General features: G+C 31.2%; 15 protein-coding genes, 2 pseudogenes and 1 riboswitch. Of the genes and pseudogenes, 9 read left to right on the top strand and 8 right to left on the bottom strand.

Annotation, left to right across the window (positions count from 1 at the left end; genetic code table 11):
* The first annotated feature begins 85 nt into the window (after positions 1–85).
* A complete protein-coding gene (locus HMPREF2561_RS00675) occupies positions 86–1,420 on the top strand; it encodes a putative glycoside hydrolase (RefSeq protein WP_048680059.1) in 1,335 nt (444 codons plus the stop codon).
* Positions 1,421–1,560: 140 nt separating this feature from the next.
* Here HMPREF2561_RS00675 and HMPREF2561_RS00670 read toward each other — a convergent pair whose 3' ends face one another.
* Together HMPREF2561_RS00670 and HMPREF2561_RS00665 are read right to left on the bottom strand one after the other, a co-directional pair.
* A complete protein-coding gene (locus HMPREF2561_RS00670) occupies positions 1,561–2,184 on the bottom strand; it encodes an LPXTG cell wall anchor domain-containing protein (protein WP_017175108.1) in 624 nt (207 codons plus the stop codon).
* A 166-nt stretch (positions 2,185–2,350) separates the two neighbouring features.
* Positions 2,351–2,776, bottom strand: coding sequence for a hypothetical protein (locus HMPREF2561_RS00665; protein ID WP_048680054.1), 426 nt, complete (start codon positions 2,774–2,776; stop codon positions 2,351–2,353).
* A 147-nt stretch (positions 2,777–2,923) separates the two neighbouring features.
* Positions 2,924–3,030: riboswitch (SAM riboswitch) on the top strand.
* A 108-nt stretch (positions 3,031–3,138) separates the two neighbouring features.
* Between HMPREF2561_RS00665 and HMPREF2561_RS00660 the strand changes: the two genes are divergently transcribed.
* Together HMPREF2561_RS00660 and HMPREF2561_RS00655 are read left to right on the top strand one after the other, a co-directional pair.
* Complete coding sequence (locus tag HMPREF2561_RS00660) at positions 3,139–3,954, top strand: MetQ/NlpA family ABC transporter substrate-binding protein (protein ID WP_048680051.1); 816 nt, start codon at positions 3,139–3,141, stop codon at positions 3,952–3,954.
* A 202-nt stretch (positions 3,955–4,156) separates the two neighbouring features.
* Positions 4,157–5,494: pseudogene (locus HMPREF2561_RS00655) on the top strand (aspartate aminotransferase family protein).
* A gap of 127 nt (positions 5,495–5,621) precedes the next feature.
* On the opposite strand, the gene HMPREF2561_RS00650 reads toward HMPREF2561_RS00655, so the two are convergent.
* Positions 5,622–7,073, bottom strand: a complete 1,452-nt coding sequence (locus tag HMPREF2561_RS00650; RefSeq protein WP_048682751.1) for an APC family permease — start codon at positions 7,071–7,073, stop codon at positions 5,622–5,624.
* Between the two features lie 739 nt (positions 7,074–7,812).
* Here HMPREF2561_RS00650 and alsS point away from each other — a divergent pair.
* The 4 genes from alsS to HMPREF2561_RS00630 all read left to right on the top strand — a co-directional run bounded on the left by alsS (position 7,813) and on the right by HMPREF2561_RS00630 (position 12,243).
* Entirely contained in the window at positions 7,813–9,477 is a 1,665-nt protein-coding gene (gene alsS / locus HMPREF2561_RS00645; protein WP_070468232.1) for an acetolactate synthase AlsS, read from the top strand.
* A gap of 28 nt (positions 9,478–9,505) precedes the next feature.
* The gene (gene budA, locus HMPREF2561_RS00640) at positions 9,506–10,210 is read left to right on the top strand and encodes an acetolactate decarboxylase (RefSeq protein ID WP_002449310.1); all 705 of its coding nucleotides are present in this window, start codon (positions 9,506–9,508) and stop codon (positions 10,208–10,210) included.
* Between the two features lie 125 nt (positions 10,211–10,335).
* The gene (locus HMPREF2561_RS00635) at positions 10,336–11,268 is read left to right on the top strand and encodes a zinc ribbon domain-containing protein (protein ID WP_017175102.1); all 933 of its coding nucleotides are present in this window, start codon (positions 10,336–10,338) and stop codon (positions 11,266–11,268) included.
* 258 nt (positions 11,269–11,526) lie between these two features.
* On the top strand, positions 11,527–12,243 hold the full coding sequence (locus HMPREF2561_RS00630) for an epoxyqueuosine reductase QueH (RefSeq protein ID WP_048680691.1): 717 nt from the start codon (positions 11,527–11,529) through the stop codon (positions 12,241–12,243).
* A 52-nt stretch (positions 12,244–12,295) separates the two neighbouring features.
* Here HMPREF2561_RS00630 and HMPREF2561_RS00625 read toward each other — a convergent pair whose 3' ends face one another.
* Positions 12,296–12,571, bottom strand: coding sequence for a hypothetical protein (locus HMPREF2561_RS00625; protein ID WP_048680693.1), 276 nt, complete (start codon positions 12,569–12,571; stop codon positions 12,296–12,298).
* A 71-nt stretch (positions 12,572–12,642) separates the two neighbouring features.
* Positions 12,643–13,713 carry a quinone-dependent dihydroorotate dehydrogenase gene (locus HMPREF2561_RS00620; protein ID WP_070468230.1) on the bottom strand — a complete coding sequence of 357 codons (1,071 nt, stop codon included), beginning with the start codon at positions 13,711–13,713 and terminating at the stop codon, positions 12,643–12,645.
* Between the two features lie 225 nt (positions 13,714–13,938).
* Between HMPREF2561_RS00620 and HMPREF2561_RS00615 the strand changes: the two genes are divergently transcribed.
* Both HMPREF2561_RS00615 and HMPREF2561_RS00610 read left to right on the top strand, forming a co-directional pair.
* Positions 13,939–14,793 (top strand): fructosamine kinase family protein, encoded by an 855-nt coding sequence (locus HMPREF2561_RS00615; RefSeq protein ID WP_019835160.1) that lies wholly within the window; start codon positions 13,939–13,941, stop codon positions 14,791–14,793.
* A 52-nt stretch (positions 14,794–14,845) separates the two neighbouring features.
* A pseudogene (locus HMPREF2561_RS00610) lies at positions 14,846–15,019 on the top strand (VOC family protein); the annotation flags it as partial.
* Between the two features lie 91 nt (positions 15,020–15,110).
* Here the strand turns inward: HMPREF2561_RS00610 and HMPREF2561_RS00605 are convergent.
* The 3 genes from HMPREF2561_RS00605 to HMPREF2561_RS00595 all read right to left on the bottom strand — a co-directional run bounded on the left by HMPREF2561_RS00605 (position 15,111) and on the right by HMPREF2561_RS00595 (position 17,067).
* Positions 15,111–15,854 (bottom strand): DMT family transporter, encoded by a 744-nt coding sequence (locus HMPREF2561_RS00605; RefSeq protein ID WP_235428535.1) that lies wholly within the window; start codon positions 15,852–15,854, stop codon positions 15,111–15,113.
* Between the two features lie 117 nt (positions 15,855–15,971).
* Positions 15,972–16,397, bottom strand: a complete 426-nt coding sequence (locus HMPREF2561_RS00600) for an NUDIX hydrolase (RefSeq protein WP_048679635.1) — start codon at positions 16,395–16,397, stop codon at positions 15,972–15,974.
* Positions 16,366–17,067 (bottom strand): class I SAM-dependent methyltransferase, encoded by a 702-nt coding sequence (locus HMPREF2561_RS00595; protein WP_017175096.1) that lies wholly within the window; start codon positions 17,065–17,067, stop codon positions 16,366–16,368. Before HMPREF2561_RS00595 ends, HMPREF2561_RS00600 begins: the two co-directional genes overlap by 32 nt.
* Positions 17,068–17,422 lie beyond the last annotated feature (355 nt).

The following is a 17,422-nucleotide window of genomic DNA, read 5'->3' as shown; positions in this document are numbered from 1 at the left end:
TGAAGTTAGTCTTTATTTTTAAATCGTTTATATATGATAACTAAGTTCTTAATTAATACTTATATACTTTCTTGGAGGAACAGTAATGAAGAAAAATAAAATTTTTGCTGTATTAACAACAAGTGCTCTATTATTGGCGGCTTGTAGTAACGGAGATAATGCATCTGATAGTGGACAAAAAGATGGAAATCAGAAAAATGAGCAATCTAGTAATCAAAGTGGTAATAGTCAAAGTGATGCATTGAAAAAAAATAATGATAAAAATACAAATGAAAATAAAGTAGAGTATCCTAAAGATGGTGTTAAAGGGATTTATGTAACAAGTAATTCTACACAGGGTGCTAAAATGGATGAGTTAGTTAAATTCATCAAAGATTCTAATTTAAATACCATGGTTATCGATGTGAAAGATGATACAGGTAACATTACTATGAAATTAAATACAGGCAATAAACAAGTGGATAAAAATACGCTTGATATTGTAGATGGTAAAAAATTATTAAAAAAACTACATGATAATAATATTTATCCAATTGCACGTATTGTGACATTTAAAGATACAAAATTAGCAAATGAACACCCTGAATGGACATTCAGAAATAGTGATGGTTCTGTTTGGACAAATGGTAAAGGGGATAGCTTTGTTAATCCATTTATGAAAGAAGTATGGAAGTATGATATTGATGTTGCAAAAGCAGCTGCAAAAGCCGGCTTCCAAGATATTCAATTTGACTATGTACGCTTCCCAGAAGGATTTGAAAATCAAGCAGATAGCTTAACTTATAATAAAGGTGAATATAAAAATAGTCAGATGAGTTCAGGCGATCAACGTGTGGATACAATTACTAAATTCTTAGAATACGCAAATAAAGAATTAAAACCAATGGGAGTTAATGTGTCAGCTGATGTATTTGGTTATTCTGCATTAGTTGAAAATGCACCTGGTATTGGTCAAAGCTTCCCTAAAATTTCTAAAAATGTAGATGCCATTTCATCAATGATTTATCCATCTCATTGGAGTAATGGAGATTTCGGTTTACAAGCACCAGATACTGAGCCATATAAAACAGTTAATCGCTATATTCAAAAAGAAAATAGTTTATTAGATACATTAGGTAAAGATAAGCCTATTTCAAGACCATGGATTCAAGACTTTACCGCTTCATATTTAGGTGCTGGTAATTATATTGATTATGATGCAAAAGCGATATCTGAAGAAGTTCAAGCTTTAAAAGATAACGGTGTGAATGAGTTCTTATTATGGAATGCAGGTAATGATTATACAGAAGGTGTTAATTATAATCCTAAAAAAGGCAATGCTAAAGAACAAGACCCTGAAGGTGTAGAACAAACTAAAAACAAAGATGATCAACATTCTGATAGTCAAGATAATGAACAAACGGATAATAAAAATAAATAATATGGAGACCGTTTCTCGTGTATTAATTTAGTATGGAAACGATTTATCTTGTAAAACTATTTAAATGAAAGGAGTGAGTCAGCATTCATTTTGAATTTGTTGACTCACTCCTTTTTTATTTATTAAAAATGTTTAGTAGATCAATAAGAATGACTATGATGTTTTCGTTTAAGTAATAATGAAGTTCCCATAACTAATAGAAGTGAGGCTAAAAGTTGAGTTGAGTGTTGTTGTGTATCGTCTCCAGTACTTGGGAGTGTTTTAACAGAAGATTGTGATGTTTGAGTATTTTTAAGTGACTTAGAGGATGGCACCTCAGAAGAAGCAACTGTTCCTACATAATAACGATTGAGTTCACGTGCACAATCAACAGAATTAACTTGTTTATCATTAGAAGAGGAAGGTGTTTTAGCAGCTTTAGCGATACCTGATTCTGCATGAATACGTGTATCTTGAAGTTGATTAAAGTCACTATATGTACCATTTTTGTACTCAACTTCGCCATTTTTATAAACTTTATACATTCCACTGCCTTCATTTAATCTATTATGACTTATAATTTCAAAGTATGCGCCTTTGTCAACAGTACGACCAAGTCGTTGTAGATTTGGATTACCTCCACTATTAGATAATGCATCTGTAGCAATTTGTTTAGCGTTTTCTTTAGTCACTAAGTCAGCAGTATGTGCTTCTACAGATTGAGTCGTTGTAAGTAGCATTGTACTTGTTAAAAGTGTAGATGCGATGAAAGATACTTTCTTCATAATGAAAACCCCATTTCATTCATGATCAATTACAACTAGAGTGTAGCATTTGAATAGATCAGAAACAGGGTTTTAAAAAAAATCATAATAAATCTTTAACTTAACTTAAAGAATAAATGTTTTGTAAACATTAAATCAATATTTATCACATGATTTATATAAGGTATTAATATTTCTTTTTAGAAAAATATGAAATGGAACAAGCCATTAAAATCATAAAAATAATATGAGCAATCATCCATAAACCGTATTCTGTCCAGTTAAAGTGAAAGAATGAACGCTTTGCCATAGCGATGAGTGACGGATAAAGAGAGGCAAAAACAATCATTAATAAGACATAACTTAGTTTATATAATGGTTTAAAGACATGATAAATAAGTAAGAAAATAAAATATATTAACCATCCTATAAAAATATGAATGGCTAGTTCTAATAATAATGGCGTTTTGCTTGGGTCAATTAAGAAATCAATATTAATTAACAATAAAGTAAGATGAGTCGATTGAACTATGCCATCCATGATAGTCATTGTAATTAATAAGATAATACTTATAACTAAAGCACTAAGACAATGATAAAAATAACGGATCATAATTTTCCTTCCTTCTTATATACATACTATAAGAATATTCCCTGAAATATTTGGTTTAACACTTTTTAAATTTTTAGAATATTGAAAAAACATGTTGACCAAAGTTTAAATCAATGATAAGTTATTAATAATTCAATAATCTATTAACTCTTATCAAGAGTGGTGGAGGGATGTGCCCTACGAAACCCAGCAACCGTCATTGTATGACATGGTGCTAATTCACATAAAGTTAATCATACTTTAGAAGATGAGAGAAAGTGTGTCGATGCTTTCTCTTAATAGTAGAAAGTATTTTTTTATGTCTTTACATATCTAGTAAGAGGAAATGAGAATTGAAAATTTATAAAAAGGTGTCAATACATATGAAAAAATTAATAGGTATGATCAGTATTTTGTTAGTAACGATAACGCTAGCAGCTTGTGGAAATCAGAAAGAAGATAATAAAAAAATTACCGTAGCAGCGTCGCCAGCACCTCATGGTGATGTGTTAAAAAAAGCTAAGGAAGAAATGAAGAAAAAAGGATATGATTTAGAAGTCAAAGAAGTTAATGATTATAAGGTGCCTAATAAATTATTAGATAAAGGTGATGTTGATGCGAACTTCTTCCAACATGTCCCATATTTGAATGCTGAAAAGAAAAGTCATGGTTATAAAATTGAAGAATTAGGTAAAGTGTTTACGACGCCTATGGGTGTATATAGTAAAAAATATAAAAATTTAAAAGACATTCCAGATGGATCGACGATTTACGTTTCTAATAATCCTGCAGAAGAAGGACGTTTTTTATCTTTCTTTGTTAATGAAGGATTAATTAAATTAAAAAAAGGCATTAAAATTGAAAATGCAAAATTTGAGGATATTGCTGAAAATAAAAAACACTTGAAATTTAACCATCAACAAGGTGCAGAGTTTTTACCAAAAACATATAAGAATGGTGAAGGAGCTGCAGTCATTATAAATTCAAACTATGCGCTTGATAATGGTTTAAAACCGTCTAAAGATGCTATTGTTATGGAAGGTAAATCATCACCATTTGCGAATACGATTGCCGTGCAAGAAGGTCATAAAAATGATGAAAAATTCCAAACATTATTAAAAGTTATGCAATCTAAAGAAATCAAAGCGTATATTAAAAAAGAATATGGCGATGATGTTATTCCATACGAAAACAAATAAGTCATAAAAGGTCTCTATTAGAGGCCTTTTATGATTTATATTTATCATTGTTTAAAAGATAGAAACAATATATTTTAATTTTTCTGAAAATATTTACAAATCTGACAATTATTAGTAAGATATTGATTATTATCACAAGAATTGAAGTCAATAAAGAAAGTTAGATATAAGTTGTTGATACTTTGGGAGAGGATGAGTCAATTTGAGTAAAGCAGAGGATATGATAAAAGAAGAGAGCAAGTATTTTGCTACTTCAGGACGTATAAAATATTATCCATTAGTGATTGATCATGGATATGGAGCAACTTTAGTAGATATAGATGGAAAAGAATACATCGATTTGTTAGCTAGTGCAAGCTCATAAAATGTGGGTCATGCACCACAACAGGTAGCAGAGGCGATTAAAAAGCAAGTAGATAAATTTATTCATTATACCCCCGCATATATGTATCACGAGCCTTTAGTGAAACTGTCTAAAAAGTTATGCGATATTGCGCCAGGTGATTATGAAAAACGTGTCACATTTGGTTTGAGTGGTTCGGATGCGAATGATGGTATTATCAAATTTGCACGTGCTTATACGGGACGACCCTATATTATCAGCTTTACAAATGCTTATCATGGCTCTACATTTGGAGCGTTATCAATGTCGGCTATCAGTTTAAATATGCGTAAACATTATGGCCCTTTATTAAATGGTTTTTATCATATTCCATTTCCAGATAAATACAGAGGGATCTTTGAACAATCTAAATCAAACACTGTTGAAGAATATTTAGCGCCATTGAAAGAGATGTTTGCTAAATATGTTCCAGCTGAGGAAGTAGCTTGTATTGTGTTAGAAACGATTCAAGGAGATGGTGGACTATTAGAACCAGTAGAAGGCTATTTTGAAGCACTTGAAGCGTTATGTCGAGAATACGGTATTTTAATTGCTGTTGATGATATCCAACAAGGATTAGGTCGTACAGGTTCTTGGAGCTCTGTGGACCACTTTAACTTTACACCAGATCTCATTACATTTGGTAAATCATTAGCAGGTGGATTACCAATGTCAGCGATTGTGGGTCGAAAAGAAATTATTGAAAGTCTTGAAGCACCAGCACATCTATTTACGACAGGGGCAAATCCAGTAAGTTGTGAAGCGGCTCTTGCTACGATTGAAATGATAGAAAACGACGACTTACTAACAGCTAGTTCTGAAAAAGGAAACTACGTGCGTCAACGTATGAATCAATGGGTAGATCAATACGATTACGTAGGAGATGTGCGTGGTATTGGGTTATCTATTGGAATTGATATTGTTAAAGACAAACAGTCAAAAGAAAGAGCTGCTGAAGAAGCATTGAAAATTTGTAATTACTGTTTTGAACATGGTGTAGTGATTATTGCAGTTGCTGGGAACGTCTTACGTTTTCAACCGCCACTCGTTATTACTTATGAACAGTTAGATAAAGCGTTAGATGTTATTGAAGAAGCGCTTCAAGCACTACAAGATGGTAATTTAAATCAATATAGTATAGAAGGACAAGGTTGGTAAAATATATTAAAAGAGCAAGAAAAGACATTAAGTGAATGTCTTTTCTTGCTCTTTTCAGTATACTTCCCTTAAAAAACAATTGAATGTTTCTAAAGGGGATATGAGAAATATAAGTGAGTTCATTATCTTAATCTTTTGGTATGACATAATCATCTTCATCATTCTTTTTAGAATGTTTAATACCATAGAATACATAAATAACAATACCAACTAAGAACCAGATTAATGTATAAAGTTTAGCTTCAAAACTTAAACCCCAGAATACAAGCAAGACTAATAAAAAGGTAATGACAGGTAATACAGGGAAGAACGGTACTTTAAATGCTGGAACTGGTAAATCTTTGCCTTCACGTTTTCTTAAACTATACATTGCAATAGATACAAACATAAATGCAATTAATGTACCTGCTGAAATTAATTGAGCTAAGAAAGCAAATGGGAACATTGAACCAATTAAAACACCGATAACAGTGAGAATAACAAGCGCTCTATTAGGTAAATGTTTATCATTTAATTTGGCTAACCAAGAAGGTAATAATCCGTCACGACCAAATGAATAAAGTAAACGTGAACCAGCTAACATCATACCGATTAATGCTGTAAACATACCGATGACTGAAATAGCTTGAACTACTGCTGCTACTACACCATGTCCACTTTGACGAAGTGCCCAACCTACAGGTTCAGCATTCCCAGCATATTTTGAATAATGGAACATACCAACTAATACTAAAGCTACAGCTACGAATAAAACAATCGCAATGATTAATGATCCCAAAATACCACGTGGCATCGTTTTTTGCGGATTAATAGCTTCAGCTGAGTTGGCAGCAATTGAATCAAACCCTATGTATGCCAAGAAAATCATTGATACCCCTGCATAAATACCCTGCCATCCACCAAAATCACCAGTTTCAGTGACTTTATGCTCAGGAATAAATGGAACATAGTTACTTGCTTGAATTGCTGTTAATCCAACAATAACGAATAAAACAATCGCTAGAACTTTTAAAATAACAAGAATATTTTCGATACGAGCAGCTTCACTCATACCACGAGATAATAATAATGCAGTTAAAATAATAACAATTGCTGCAACTAAGTCTATAATTCCTCCATTTGCACCAAAAGGGTTAGATAAAGACTTAGGTAACGCAATACCTAAAGGAGACACAAGTCCTCTTAAATTGGCTGAAAAACCAGAAGCTACAAAGGCAACGGCAATAAAGTATTCGGCAAGTAATGCCCAACCAGCTACCCATCCAAAGAATTCACCAAATAAAACGTTAATCCAAGAATATGCAGAACCAGCAAAAGGCATGGCTGCAGCCATTTCAGCATATGAAAATGCAACTAAACCAGCAACAATTGCAGCTAATAAGAAAGATAAAGCTACGGCTGGACCAGCATGCTCTGCTGCTACTACACCAGGTAGTGTGAAAATCGATGTTGATACAATAGTACCTACACCTAATGCAAGAAAATCTTTAACACGTAACGTACGTTTTAAATGTCCATCTTTACTTTGATAGATAGTGGGATCTTCTTTTCTAGTAAAATTTTTGAAAAAACTGGCCATAATTATGAACCTCCACTAATAAGTTTAAAATTTAATGAATTAGCTTGTTAGCTATATAACATTTATTATCATAGCATAAAAGAACGGTATTTTGTCTAAAATTTCTGAAAATTTCAAGTTTTCTTACTTTTAATCAAACAAGAATACATAACTAGAAAATTTAAATGATAGATTTGATTATATCAGATAAATCTAAAATAAAAACAACAAAAAAGAGTATATTTACTCCAAAAATATAAAAAGTAGTAATTATATCAATATTGGCACTATAATTATAGAAGACAAGTCAAGTCATTAGACCTTTTTAATTGTGTCATTTTACAATGGTTAAAGTATATTGACCTATTCCGATATGGAATGGTTCCTATCGAAAATATGTATTTTATTAATGTTTCGATGCGTACTATAATAAGAAACGTAATAAAGTTACAACGTATTCAAATGTTCTAATAAGTATGTCTTACTATCATTCCCTTAAACATGACATATATAATAGAAAACTCCCATCTCATATTTGAATATGTCTAATTAACTGAGGTTACACTTCAACTTTAAAAATTGAAGTTATTTAAATATAAAGAAGCCGCAATTAACATGTGACTAAGTCTTTCCCTCTTTTTCCCTAAAAAAATAGACATGTGTGTGGCTTCTTTTTAATTGGGTATAAAAAAATAGAAAAGTAATTTTGAAATAAAAAATTTAAATTACAAATGTAAACTTGAAAGGATATGAATATAAAATGGCTAAAGAAAACTATTCTGCTGCAGATATGGTCATTGATACTTTAAAAAATAATAATGTGGATTATGTATTTGGTATTCCAGGTGCAAAAATCGACTATTTATTCGATGCATTAGAAGATGATGGTCCAGAACTTATCGTTACACGTCATGAACAAAATGCTGCAATGATGGCACAAGGCATTGGACGTTTAACAGGTAAACCTGGTGTTGCATTAGTAACAAGTGGTCCAGGGGTAAGTAACTTAACAACTGGATTATTAACAGCTACTTCAGAAGGTGACCCTGTATTAGCAATCGGTGGTCAAGTTAAACGAAATGATTTATTACGTCTTACTCACCAAGCTGTAGATAATGCTGCGTTACTAAAATCATCAACTAAATATAGTGCAGAGGTTCAAGATCCTGAATCATTATCTGAAGTTATGACAAATGCAATCCGCACTGCAACTTCTGGTAAAAATGGTGCAAGTTTCATTAGTATTCCACAAGACGTTATTTCATCTCAAGTGCAAAGTAAAGCAATCGACTTACCAGAAAAACCTCATTTAGGCGTACCAACAGATGAAGAAGTGAATGAAGTGCTTCAAGCAATTAAAGATGCTAAATTCCCTGTATTACTTGTAGGTATGAGAAGTTCTAGTGAAAAAGAAACAGAAGCAATTCGTAAATTTGTTGAAAAAACAAGCTTACCTGTTGTAGAAACTTTCCAAGGTGCTGGTGTAATTAGTCGTGAATTAGAAGACCATTTCTTTGGTCGTGTTGGTTTATTCCGTAACCAAGTGGGTGACGAATTACTAAGAAAAGCTGATTTAGTAGTTGCAATCGGTTATGATCCAATTGAATACGAAGCAAGTAACTGGAATAAAGAATTAGATACTGAAATTATCTCAATTGACGAAGTACATGCTGAAATTACAAATTACTTACGTCCTAAAAAAGAATTAGTAGGTAATATTGCAGGTACAATTCAAATGATGTCAGAAAAAGTGTCTGAACCAATTATTGATCAAAAACATTTAGATGACTTAGAAGAATTAAGAGCAAATATTATCGAAGCTACTGGTATTAAATATGAACATGAAGATGGTATTTTACATCCAGTAGAAATTATTAATACAATGCAAAAAACGTTAACTGATGATACAACTGTTACAGTAGACGTAGGTAGTCATTATATTTGGATGGCTCGTAAATTTAGAAGTTACAATCCAAGACACTTATTATTCAGTAACGGTATGCAAACTTTAGGTGTTGCGTTACCATGGGCTATAGCAGCTGCATTAGTACGTCCAAACACACAAGTTGTGTCAGTTGCTGGTGATGGTGGTTTCTTATTCTCAGGTCAAGATTTAGAAACTGCTGTACGTAAAAAATTAAATATCATTCAATTAATTTGGAATGATGGTAAATACAACATGGTTGAATTCCAAGAAGAAATGAAATATAAACGTGCAGCTGGCGTAGCATTTGGTCCAGTAGATTATGTTAAATATGCAGAGTCATTTGGTGCGAAAGGTATCCGAGTAACAAGCCCAGAAGAACTTGAAGCTGCAATTAAAGAAGGTTACGAAACAGAAGGACCTGTTTTAATTGATATTCCAGTAAATTATAAAGATAATATTAAATTATCAACAAATATGTTACCAGATTCTTTAAATTAATTTTCTAAAAATAGGAGTGAATATTAATATGGGTCATGTATTATATCAACATGGTACATTAGGTACATTGATGGCAGGTTTATTAGAAGGAACTGCCACAATCGATGAATTATTAAAACATGGTGATTCAGGACTAGCAACACTTACAGGTTCAGACGGTGAAGTTATCTTCATTAATGGAGAAGCTTACCATGCAAATGAAAAAAAAGAATTCGTTAAACTTAAAGGTGATGAATTAACACCTTTTGCAACAATTACTAAATTTGAAGCAGATGAATCTTATGAAACTTCTAATAAAGATTCTGAAACAGTATTAAATGAAGTAAAAGAACATATGTTAAGTGATAATTTATTCTCAGCAGTAAAAATCACTGGTAAATTTAAAAAAATGCATGTTCGTATGATGCCAAAACAAGAACCACCATATACAAGATTAATTGATTCAGCACGTAGACAACCTGAAGAAACTCAGGAAGATGTTAACGGTACAGTGATTGGCTTCTTTACACCTGAATTATTCCATGGTATTGGTTCTGGTGGTTTCCATATTCATTTCGCCAACGATGATCGTAATTTCGGCGGACACATTTTAGATTTTGAAGTAGATGATGTAAAAGTTGAAATTCAAAACTTTGAAACATTTGAACAACACTTCCCAATCGATAATAAAACATTCACTAATACTGAAATTGATTATGCAGATATCGATGCAGAAATTAGAGAAGCTGAATAATATATCATCATTAGAGTTCGAATCTTTTAAGATTCGAACTTTTTTATTTCATTAAAATAATATTTTAAGCAATTCAATTTAATGGTATAATGATTTCGAATTTTATGTTTATGGAGGTATATAGGATGCAATGTCCAAATTGTGGTCAGTCATATCAACAAGGAGATTTATTTTGTGGAGAATGTGGAACGAAATTAGATCAGATTACACCATCTACAACAACACCAGAATCATTAAACTTGGATAGTCATATAAACAAAAGTGTAAATCACTCTACTTCAAGTTCTGTTACTTCGCCAAATGCTATATCAAAAGAACAGCCTACAGTGAATCAATACAACAATATTGAGTCATCTCAAACGCAAGATGCACCTGATTATACATCTTATCAACAACGTTATGGTAATCCCAGTGCTTCAAGTCAAAAAGTTAAATCTGTTGTCGAAGAAAGTAAAAAATTCTTTAAACAAGTGTTTAAACGGCATGATACAATCATTGAGAGTCATCATTCATTTAGTTACTCATTATTAGCTTCATTAGTGATAGTGGGCTTATTAATTTTAGGATTTTTTATTCATTTTATGATTGAAGATAGTTTTGGTTATATCGTTTCAGGAGTATTTACTATTGTTCTAAGAGTAATACTAGGCATCGCTATTGCTATAGCTATTCTTTTCTTTATTACTTATGGAGTGATACGTTTAACTGTACTTCAACCTTTTCAAATTAAAAAAGTTTTGTCAGACTTTATTTTAACGAATACATTATCAGTGCTTATACTTTTGTTAGGATTTATTTCACTATTTTTAAAACTTTATATTTTAAGTGGGGTATTAGGAGTATTTTCGATTATCTTATTATTCACATCATGTATATATTTAATTGCTAAATATAGTGTAAATAGAAAATTACGTATCCCTAGTTTTTACGGTGTTATCATATTTTTCGTTATTATTGGATTTGCATTACATTTATTTGGATCATCGTTAATTAGTCAATTCGATGATTTCGGAGTACTACGTAGATTATTTGGAAGAGGTTTTAGTGGCTTATTGTAAGCATTATGGAAGTAAATTTGTTCCAATTTAAAATGTATGTACTCAATGTGATACGCGTGTCATTAATGAATTTAAGTAATCACCATCTTTAAGAAATAATATAAAAAATACATAGGGCAATAAAAATTTTCAAAGAAATAGAAGATGAGGCTATTAAAAAAGTTCAAGATATAGTAAGTCGATAATATCTGATATATTTTTATTGTATAAGTCTCAAACTAAAAATAATATATAATATTTTATAAGGAGAATTGAGAAATGTTAAATGCTGAACCTATGATTAAGAAGATGAAAAATCAAAAAATCAATTATGATAGGGTGTTGAAAAAACTGATTAATCAATGGGAGCGTGAAGGCGTTCGCCCTAAAATTTTATTACATAGTTGTTGTGCACCTTGTAGCACATATACATTAGAATATCTATCTCAGTATGCAGATATTGCTATTTATTTCGCTAATCCTAATATTCATCCTAAAAATGAATACTTAAGACGTGCCAAAGTTCAAGCACAATTTGTAAAAGAGTTTAATGAAAAGACTGGACATTCGGTAAAATATATTGAAGCTGATTATCAGCCATATGAATTTATGAAGATGGCAAAATCGCGTGGTCTTACTGAAGAACCTGAAGGTGGAAAACGTTGTACAGCGTGTTTTGAGATGCGTTTAGAGCTTGTCGCAGAAGCAGCAGTGAAGTATGGATATGATTATTTCGGTAGTGCATTAACATTATCTCCTAAAAAGAATGCTCAATTAATTAACGAACTCGGTATGGAAGTTCAACGATTATACAATACATATTATTTACCTAGTGATTTTAAGAAAAATAAAGGTTATGAACGGTCTATAGAAATGTGTAATGATTATAATATATTTAGACAATGTTATTGCGGATGTGTATTTGCAGCGATGGAACAAGGTATTGATTTTAAAAAAATTAATCGAGAAGCTAAAGCATTTTTAGAACAATTTTAAAAGGAGTAAGAGAGAATGAGTTAAACATTCTTTCTTACTCCTTCGCTTTTAGTTATAACGTACGATGGATAAAACGCACAATAGCTAAAATAGCAATAACAAGAGCAGATAGTAGTCCAGCAATTTTTATACCTTTCTTCTCTTTTTCAGGTTCAGGATCTTTATTTTCCATCATTTCTAATAGTTCACGTTCAATTTCAAGATCCAAAGCTGTTTTCTTTTCACCATTGTAACCGATACTATTATCGTATTCTTGAGAAGATTTGGTATCTTCAATGTTATTCTTATCTTTAGTTTGTAACTCTTTTTGTTTATCTTCTATAGTCATCAATATGCCCTCCGATAGTACGTGCTACGTGTAATATTAGTATAGTGCACTTTATCGTTTAGTGAAATAATTTAACGTCTAGCATCTAGTCCAATAATCTCACTAATATGACTATAATAGTTTGCTTTTAAATATTTAGCAATATCTCGATTAATCTTTTTAGTTAAACCAGGGCCTTCTATCACGAGGGATGAGTAGATTTGTACAAGTGATGCACCATTTCGCATCATTTGAATAGTATCTTGTGCACTAAAAATACCACCTGTACCAATGATTAAAAATTCGCCATTCGTTTGTTGATAAGCCCATTTTACAAGTTCTAAATTACGTTTAAATAAAGGTCGACCACTTAATCCTCCGTCTTCTACTTTATTTGGAGAAGATAAACCATCACGTTGACGTGTGGTATTGGCTAAAATCATACCATCAAAGGTTTCTGTAATTTGAGGTAAAATAGTTTTAAAACCTTCAAGTTCTAAGTCTGAAGTTAACTTTAAAAAGATTGGGACATTCACTTCGTGTTGTGCTTTATAATCTGTTAAAGCATGACATAACATTGAAAATTCATCTTTATCATGGAAACTTTGTAAGTTTTCAGTATTAGGTGAGCTAATATTCACAGTGAAAAATGATACATCTGCTTTAAATGCATCGATGACTTTAATATAATCTTGATAACGTTCTTCGTAAGGTGTCGTTTTATTAACGCCCACATTTAAACCTACAGGAATAGTGTAAGCATGACGTCTTAAATTCCATAAAGCTTTATTCATCCCCATATTATTAAAGCCCATACGATTGATTAAGGCATCATCTTCAAGTAAGCGATACATACGCGGTTTAGGATTGCCATCTTGTGGTTTAGGTGTAATGCCACCAAGTTCAAGAGCACCGAAACCAGCATTTTCAAGTGCTTTAGGCACTTCACATGATTTATCAAAACCAGCAGCTAAACCAACTGGATTTTTAAATGTTATCCCTTTAATGTTTTGTGAAAGAGAGGGGTGTTCATATGTAAATAATTTATTTACAAAAGGTAGTAAAAAAGCGTTTTTCTGAGTGAATTTTAAGGCATCTACTGTTAATCCATGTGCCTTTTCAGGTTCGATTTTGAATAAAAGAGGTTTAATTAATTTGTACATAATAATGCTCCATTTCATTGTATTTGAGGCTTACGATCCTCATTTAATATCATTGAAAAAACATTCCTTTAATAGACTAGCACGTTCGCTTAAAAATGAATAGTCAAATTTGAAAGTGTTTGAAAAATTGCCTAACTTTAAATCATTTTGGAATGACAAAGGTTAAAGCACATCCATTTAGGTAATAGAATAGTAGATAAAGAATTGGACTAAGGAGGATAATTAATGAAATCATATTGGAAAAATCAATTACCTTTAGAGGGTATTCAAGATATTTCACCAGTAAGCGGTGGAGATGTAAATGAAGCATTTAAAATTACAACAAACGATGATATATATTTTTTATTAGTTCAAAGAAATCGTAAACCCTCTTTCTACGCTGCCGAAATGGCTGGACTAGAAGCATTTGAAAAAGCAGATATTACAGCACCAAGAGTGATTGAAAATGGCGAAATTAATGGCGATGCGTATCTATTACTCAGTTATTTAGAAGAAGGCGGTAAAGGAAGTCAAAAAGAATTAGGACAACTTGTAGCCAAAATGCATAGTCATCAACAGTCAGAAGGTAAGTTTGGATTCGAGTTACCTTATGAAGGTGCTGATGTCTCATTTGATAATACATGGTCAGAGTCTTGGAGTGAAATTTTTGTAGAACGTCGTATGGATCATTTAAGAGATGAACTATTACGTAAAAATTTATGGAATGAAGAAGATAATAAAGTATACGAACAAGTACGTTCTGTTATGATTAATGAATTAGAAAATCATAATAGCAAACCGTCTCTTTTACACGGTGATTTATGGGGCGGTAATTATATGTTTTTAAAAGATGGGCGTCCCGCTTTATTTGATCCAGCCCCGTTATATGGAGATAGAGAATTTGACCTAGGTATCACTACTGTCTTCGGTGGATTTACACAAGAGTTTTATAATGAATATGAAAAGCATTATCCTTTAGGAAAAGGAGCAGAAAAACGCTTAGAGTTCTATAGATTATATTTATTCATGGTGCATTTAGTTAAATTTGGTGGTATGTATGCAAGTAGTGTGAATCGTTCAATGGATCACATATTGGCCTAATAAAATACTTCGGGTTAAGTCGTCTTAATCCGAAGTTGTTTCTTTCGTCTTTAATGAAGTGATTATATCATTAGGTGTTAAAACTAATAATGAAGTGGATGAATTAATGCATAAAGTGGAAGCATTAGGTGGTAAGGTGATTGATGAACCTAAGACTTCTCAAGGTTATTACGGTGCAACATTTGCTGATCCAGATGGACATAAATATAATTTCTTAGTTTGTTAGTTCAATTAATTTTATAAAATACGCCAATTAATATACGCCCCAAAGTTAGAATGAGATCTAATGGTGGGGCGCATTTTTAATGAAAAAGTTATCATGAAGACGTTTTTTTATCTTTATATAGATTTATATAAATAATAGAAATAATGATTAAAATCGCGCCGGTTATGAATTTAGGCGTTAATGGTAAAGGGAAAAACGGGAAAGAAAATATAAACACAAATATAGGATTGAGGGTTCTTATAATATTCGCTTCACGAAACGAAATGTATTTCAAACCTTCATAAAATAATAAAAGTCCTATTACGCCACTACACAAAGCAGAAAGTAAAATAGAGAACAAGCCTATGCTTATATGTATGGTATGTAAATGATTAGTCACAATTAATATGATACCTAGCAACAAAGTAGAAGTCGCCTGATTGTATAGTAAGATGGTTTTAGAATCAATGTCTTTGACGGTCTTTTTAGCTAACATATTCGTTAGCGCAAAAAAGAATGTATAAGATAGGGTGACAATCACACCTAATATACTGTTAAAATCACCTGAAAAATGAGTAATCAAGAATGAACCTATAACAGCAAAAATTATAGGAAAGGTATCGTTTTTGCACAACGTTTCATTTAGAAAGAGCACTGAAAGAAACAACGCAAATATAATATAAAATCTTCCTAATAATCCAACACTAACTGGATCTAACAAACTTAAACTTACATATTGGAGTAAAATACCTATTGTATTAGTAATACCTAAGAGCCATATAAATTTGTTATGATAGATTTTTATTTTACTTTTATCGAGTAATACAGTTATTAATAATATTAAAGTTGAAAACAAAGCATTAAAAAACTTGCTTGAATAGGTGATAAATCAGTGAGTGAAAGTTTGTTTAATATTGGGGTTAAAGACATGATTGCTACGGAAATAATATTAAATAAATACCCTTTTTTAACCTTATTCATGGTATGCCCCTAAATATTTAAAAATTTCTTCATATAACCCATCTTGAAATGATAATAAATTTTTGTCTAATGGTTCTTTCGTAAGTATTCTTTCAGTAGTTTCTGAATATTTCGGTATATCTTTAAAATAGCTTACTTCAGCTTTTGTAATTGTAGTGGTATGGCCATTTGGTAGTATATAGTAACCTAAATAGTCTATATCACTTTCATTGATGACAGCGCCAGACTCTTCATAAGCCTCTCTGATAGCTGTCTCATTCATCGTTTCATTATGGTTTACCTTACCTCCTGTTAATTCCCATGCTCTTTTTTTATTTTTAACAAAAACAAGATTTCCTTGATAGGTTAAAACAATTAAAACAGAATCATATTTTGTAACTGTCTCATTAAATTGAAGTTTGATATGATTTATAATCATTTTTATCTACCTCCTTTATGAGGTAGATATAACTGTAGAATCCAAAATTTTTATTAAAAACATTTAATATTTGATCAATTGATGAAATCAGTTTAAAACTGATTGAGTCGTTCTTAAAAGTCTTTCGTGAGACTACTTTAAAACCATATTTATTAGCTATCTTTTCTAAATCATTTACGCTATATTCCGTTTGATAACCAAATTTCCAAACTTTTAATAAAATTTTTATTTTCTTATCTAAAATACCAAACGAATATTTATTTGGTGTCATTAATATAAGGTGTCCATTAGTTTTCAATACTCTATACATTTCCTTCATGACTTTATCAGGGTTTAGAAAATGTTCTATAACACCTAATGAACTAACTGTATCAAATGTATTTTGAGGGTAAGGTAAATTTTGAACATCTCCAATAACATACTTAAATTTGATTCCAGTTTTAATCATATACTCAGTTGCAATACTTTTTGCATTTTCAGAAATATCAATACCATGTCTTTCAATTTTATATTTCTCAATAAGTTTGAATAGGATGGCCCCATCCCCGCATCCAGCTTCTAATACTTTATCGCCAGGACTAAAATAATATTCATTATAAATAAATGTTTTTAATTTATCTTTTGCTCTTTCAATTCTTGATGGTGGGAAATTATATGATACTTTATTCATAGATGCACCTTCTTAGTTGTTTTATATATTATTATATATTTATTTTATATAATATCATAATTATTATCGTGATAAGTTATGATGTTTGATTCTATACCTGAATATATCTTATAAATAAATATTTGTGGCTTGAACTATTCTACGATAGACTATGAAATATATTTGTTGAGTGGCATATAGAATCAGTCGCATAAACGAACATAAGTGAGCAATCACTTCATTAAGTAGTTTTAATTATTAAAATCAAAGAACTACTTTATATTTTCTCTAGGAAAGGGTTTCAACAAAATGAGCTGTGATTCAATTAAGAACTTTACTCAAAATATGGACATAAAAAATCTGCCCTCAAAGTCAG

Source organism: Staphylococcus sp. HMSC069E10 (assembly GCF_001809205.1).
In the GTDB taxonomy this organism is placed as follows: domain Bacteria; phylum Bacillota; class Bacilli; order Staphylococcales; family Staphylococcaceae; genus Staphylococcus; species Staphylococcus hominis.
This window is presented reverse-complemented; position numbering and strand designations above follow the sequence as displayed.

What these genes read in the sequence shown, in the direction of transcription:
- budA (WP_002449310.1), top strand. Translation starts at nt 9,506, where the DNA reads ATGGGTCATGTATTATATCAACATGGTACATTAGGTACATTGATGGCA.
- HMPREF2561_RS00630 (WP_048680691.1), top strand. Translation starts at nt 11,527, where the DNA reads ATGTTAAATGCTGAACCTATGATTAAGAAGATGAAAAATCAAAAAATC.
- HMPREF2561_RS00615 (WP_019835160.1), top strand. Translation starts at nt 13,939, where the DNA reads ATGAAATCATATTGGAAAAATCAATTACCTTTAGAGGGTATTCAAGAT.
- HMPREF2561_RS00665 (WP_048680054.1), bottom strand. Translation starts at nt 2,776, where the DNA reads ATGATCCGTTATTTTTATCATTGTCTTAGTGCTTTAGTTATAAGTATT.
- HMPREF2561_RS00660 (WP_048680051.1), top strand. Translation starts at nt 3,139, where the DNA reads ATGAAAAAATTAATAGGTATGATCAGTATTTTGTTAGTAACGATAACG.
- HMPREF2561_RS00670 (WP_017175108.1), bottom strand. Translation starts at nt 2,184, where the DNA reads ATGAAGAAAGTATCTTTCATCGCATCTACACTTTTAACAAGTACAATG.
- HMPREF2561_RS00635 (WP_017175102.1), top strand. Translation starts at nt 10,336, where the DNA reads ATGCAATGTCCAAATTGTGGTCAGTCATATCAACAAGGAGATTTATTT.
- HMPREF2561_RS00600 (WP_048679635.1), bottom strand. Translation starts at nt 16,397, where the DNA reads ATGATTATAAATCATATCAAACTTCAATTTAATGAGACAGTTACAAAA.
- HMPREF2561_RS00650 (WP_048682751.1), bottom strand. Translation starts at nt 7,073, where the DNA reads ATGGCCAGTTTTTTCAAAAATTTTACTAGAAAAGAAGATCCCACTATC.
- HMPREF2561_RS00675 (WP_048680059.1), top strand. Translation starts at nt 86, where the DNA reads ATGAAGAAAAATAAAATTTTTGCTGTATTAACAACAAGTGCTCTATTA.
- HMPREF2561_RS00595 (WP_017175096.1), bottom strand. Translation starts at nt 17,067, where the DNA reads ATGAATAAAGTATCATATAATTTCCCACCATCAAGAATTGAAAGAGCA.
- alsS (WP_070468232.1), top strand. Translation starts at nt 7,813, where the DNA reads ATGGCTAAAGAAAACTATTCTGCTGCAGATATGGTCATTGATACTTTA.
- HMPREF2561_RS00625 (WP_048680693.1), bottom strand. Translation starts at nt 12,571, where the DNA reads ATGACTATAGAAGATAAACAAAAAGAGTTACAAACTAAAGATAAGAAT.
- HMPREF2561_RS00620 (WP_070468230.1), bottom strand. Translation starts at nt 13,713, where the DNA reads ATGTACAAATTAATTAAACCTCTTTTATTCAAAATCGAACCTGAAAAG.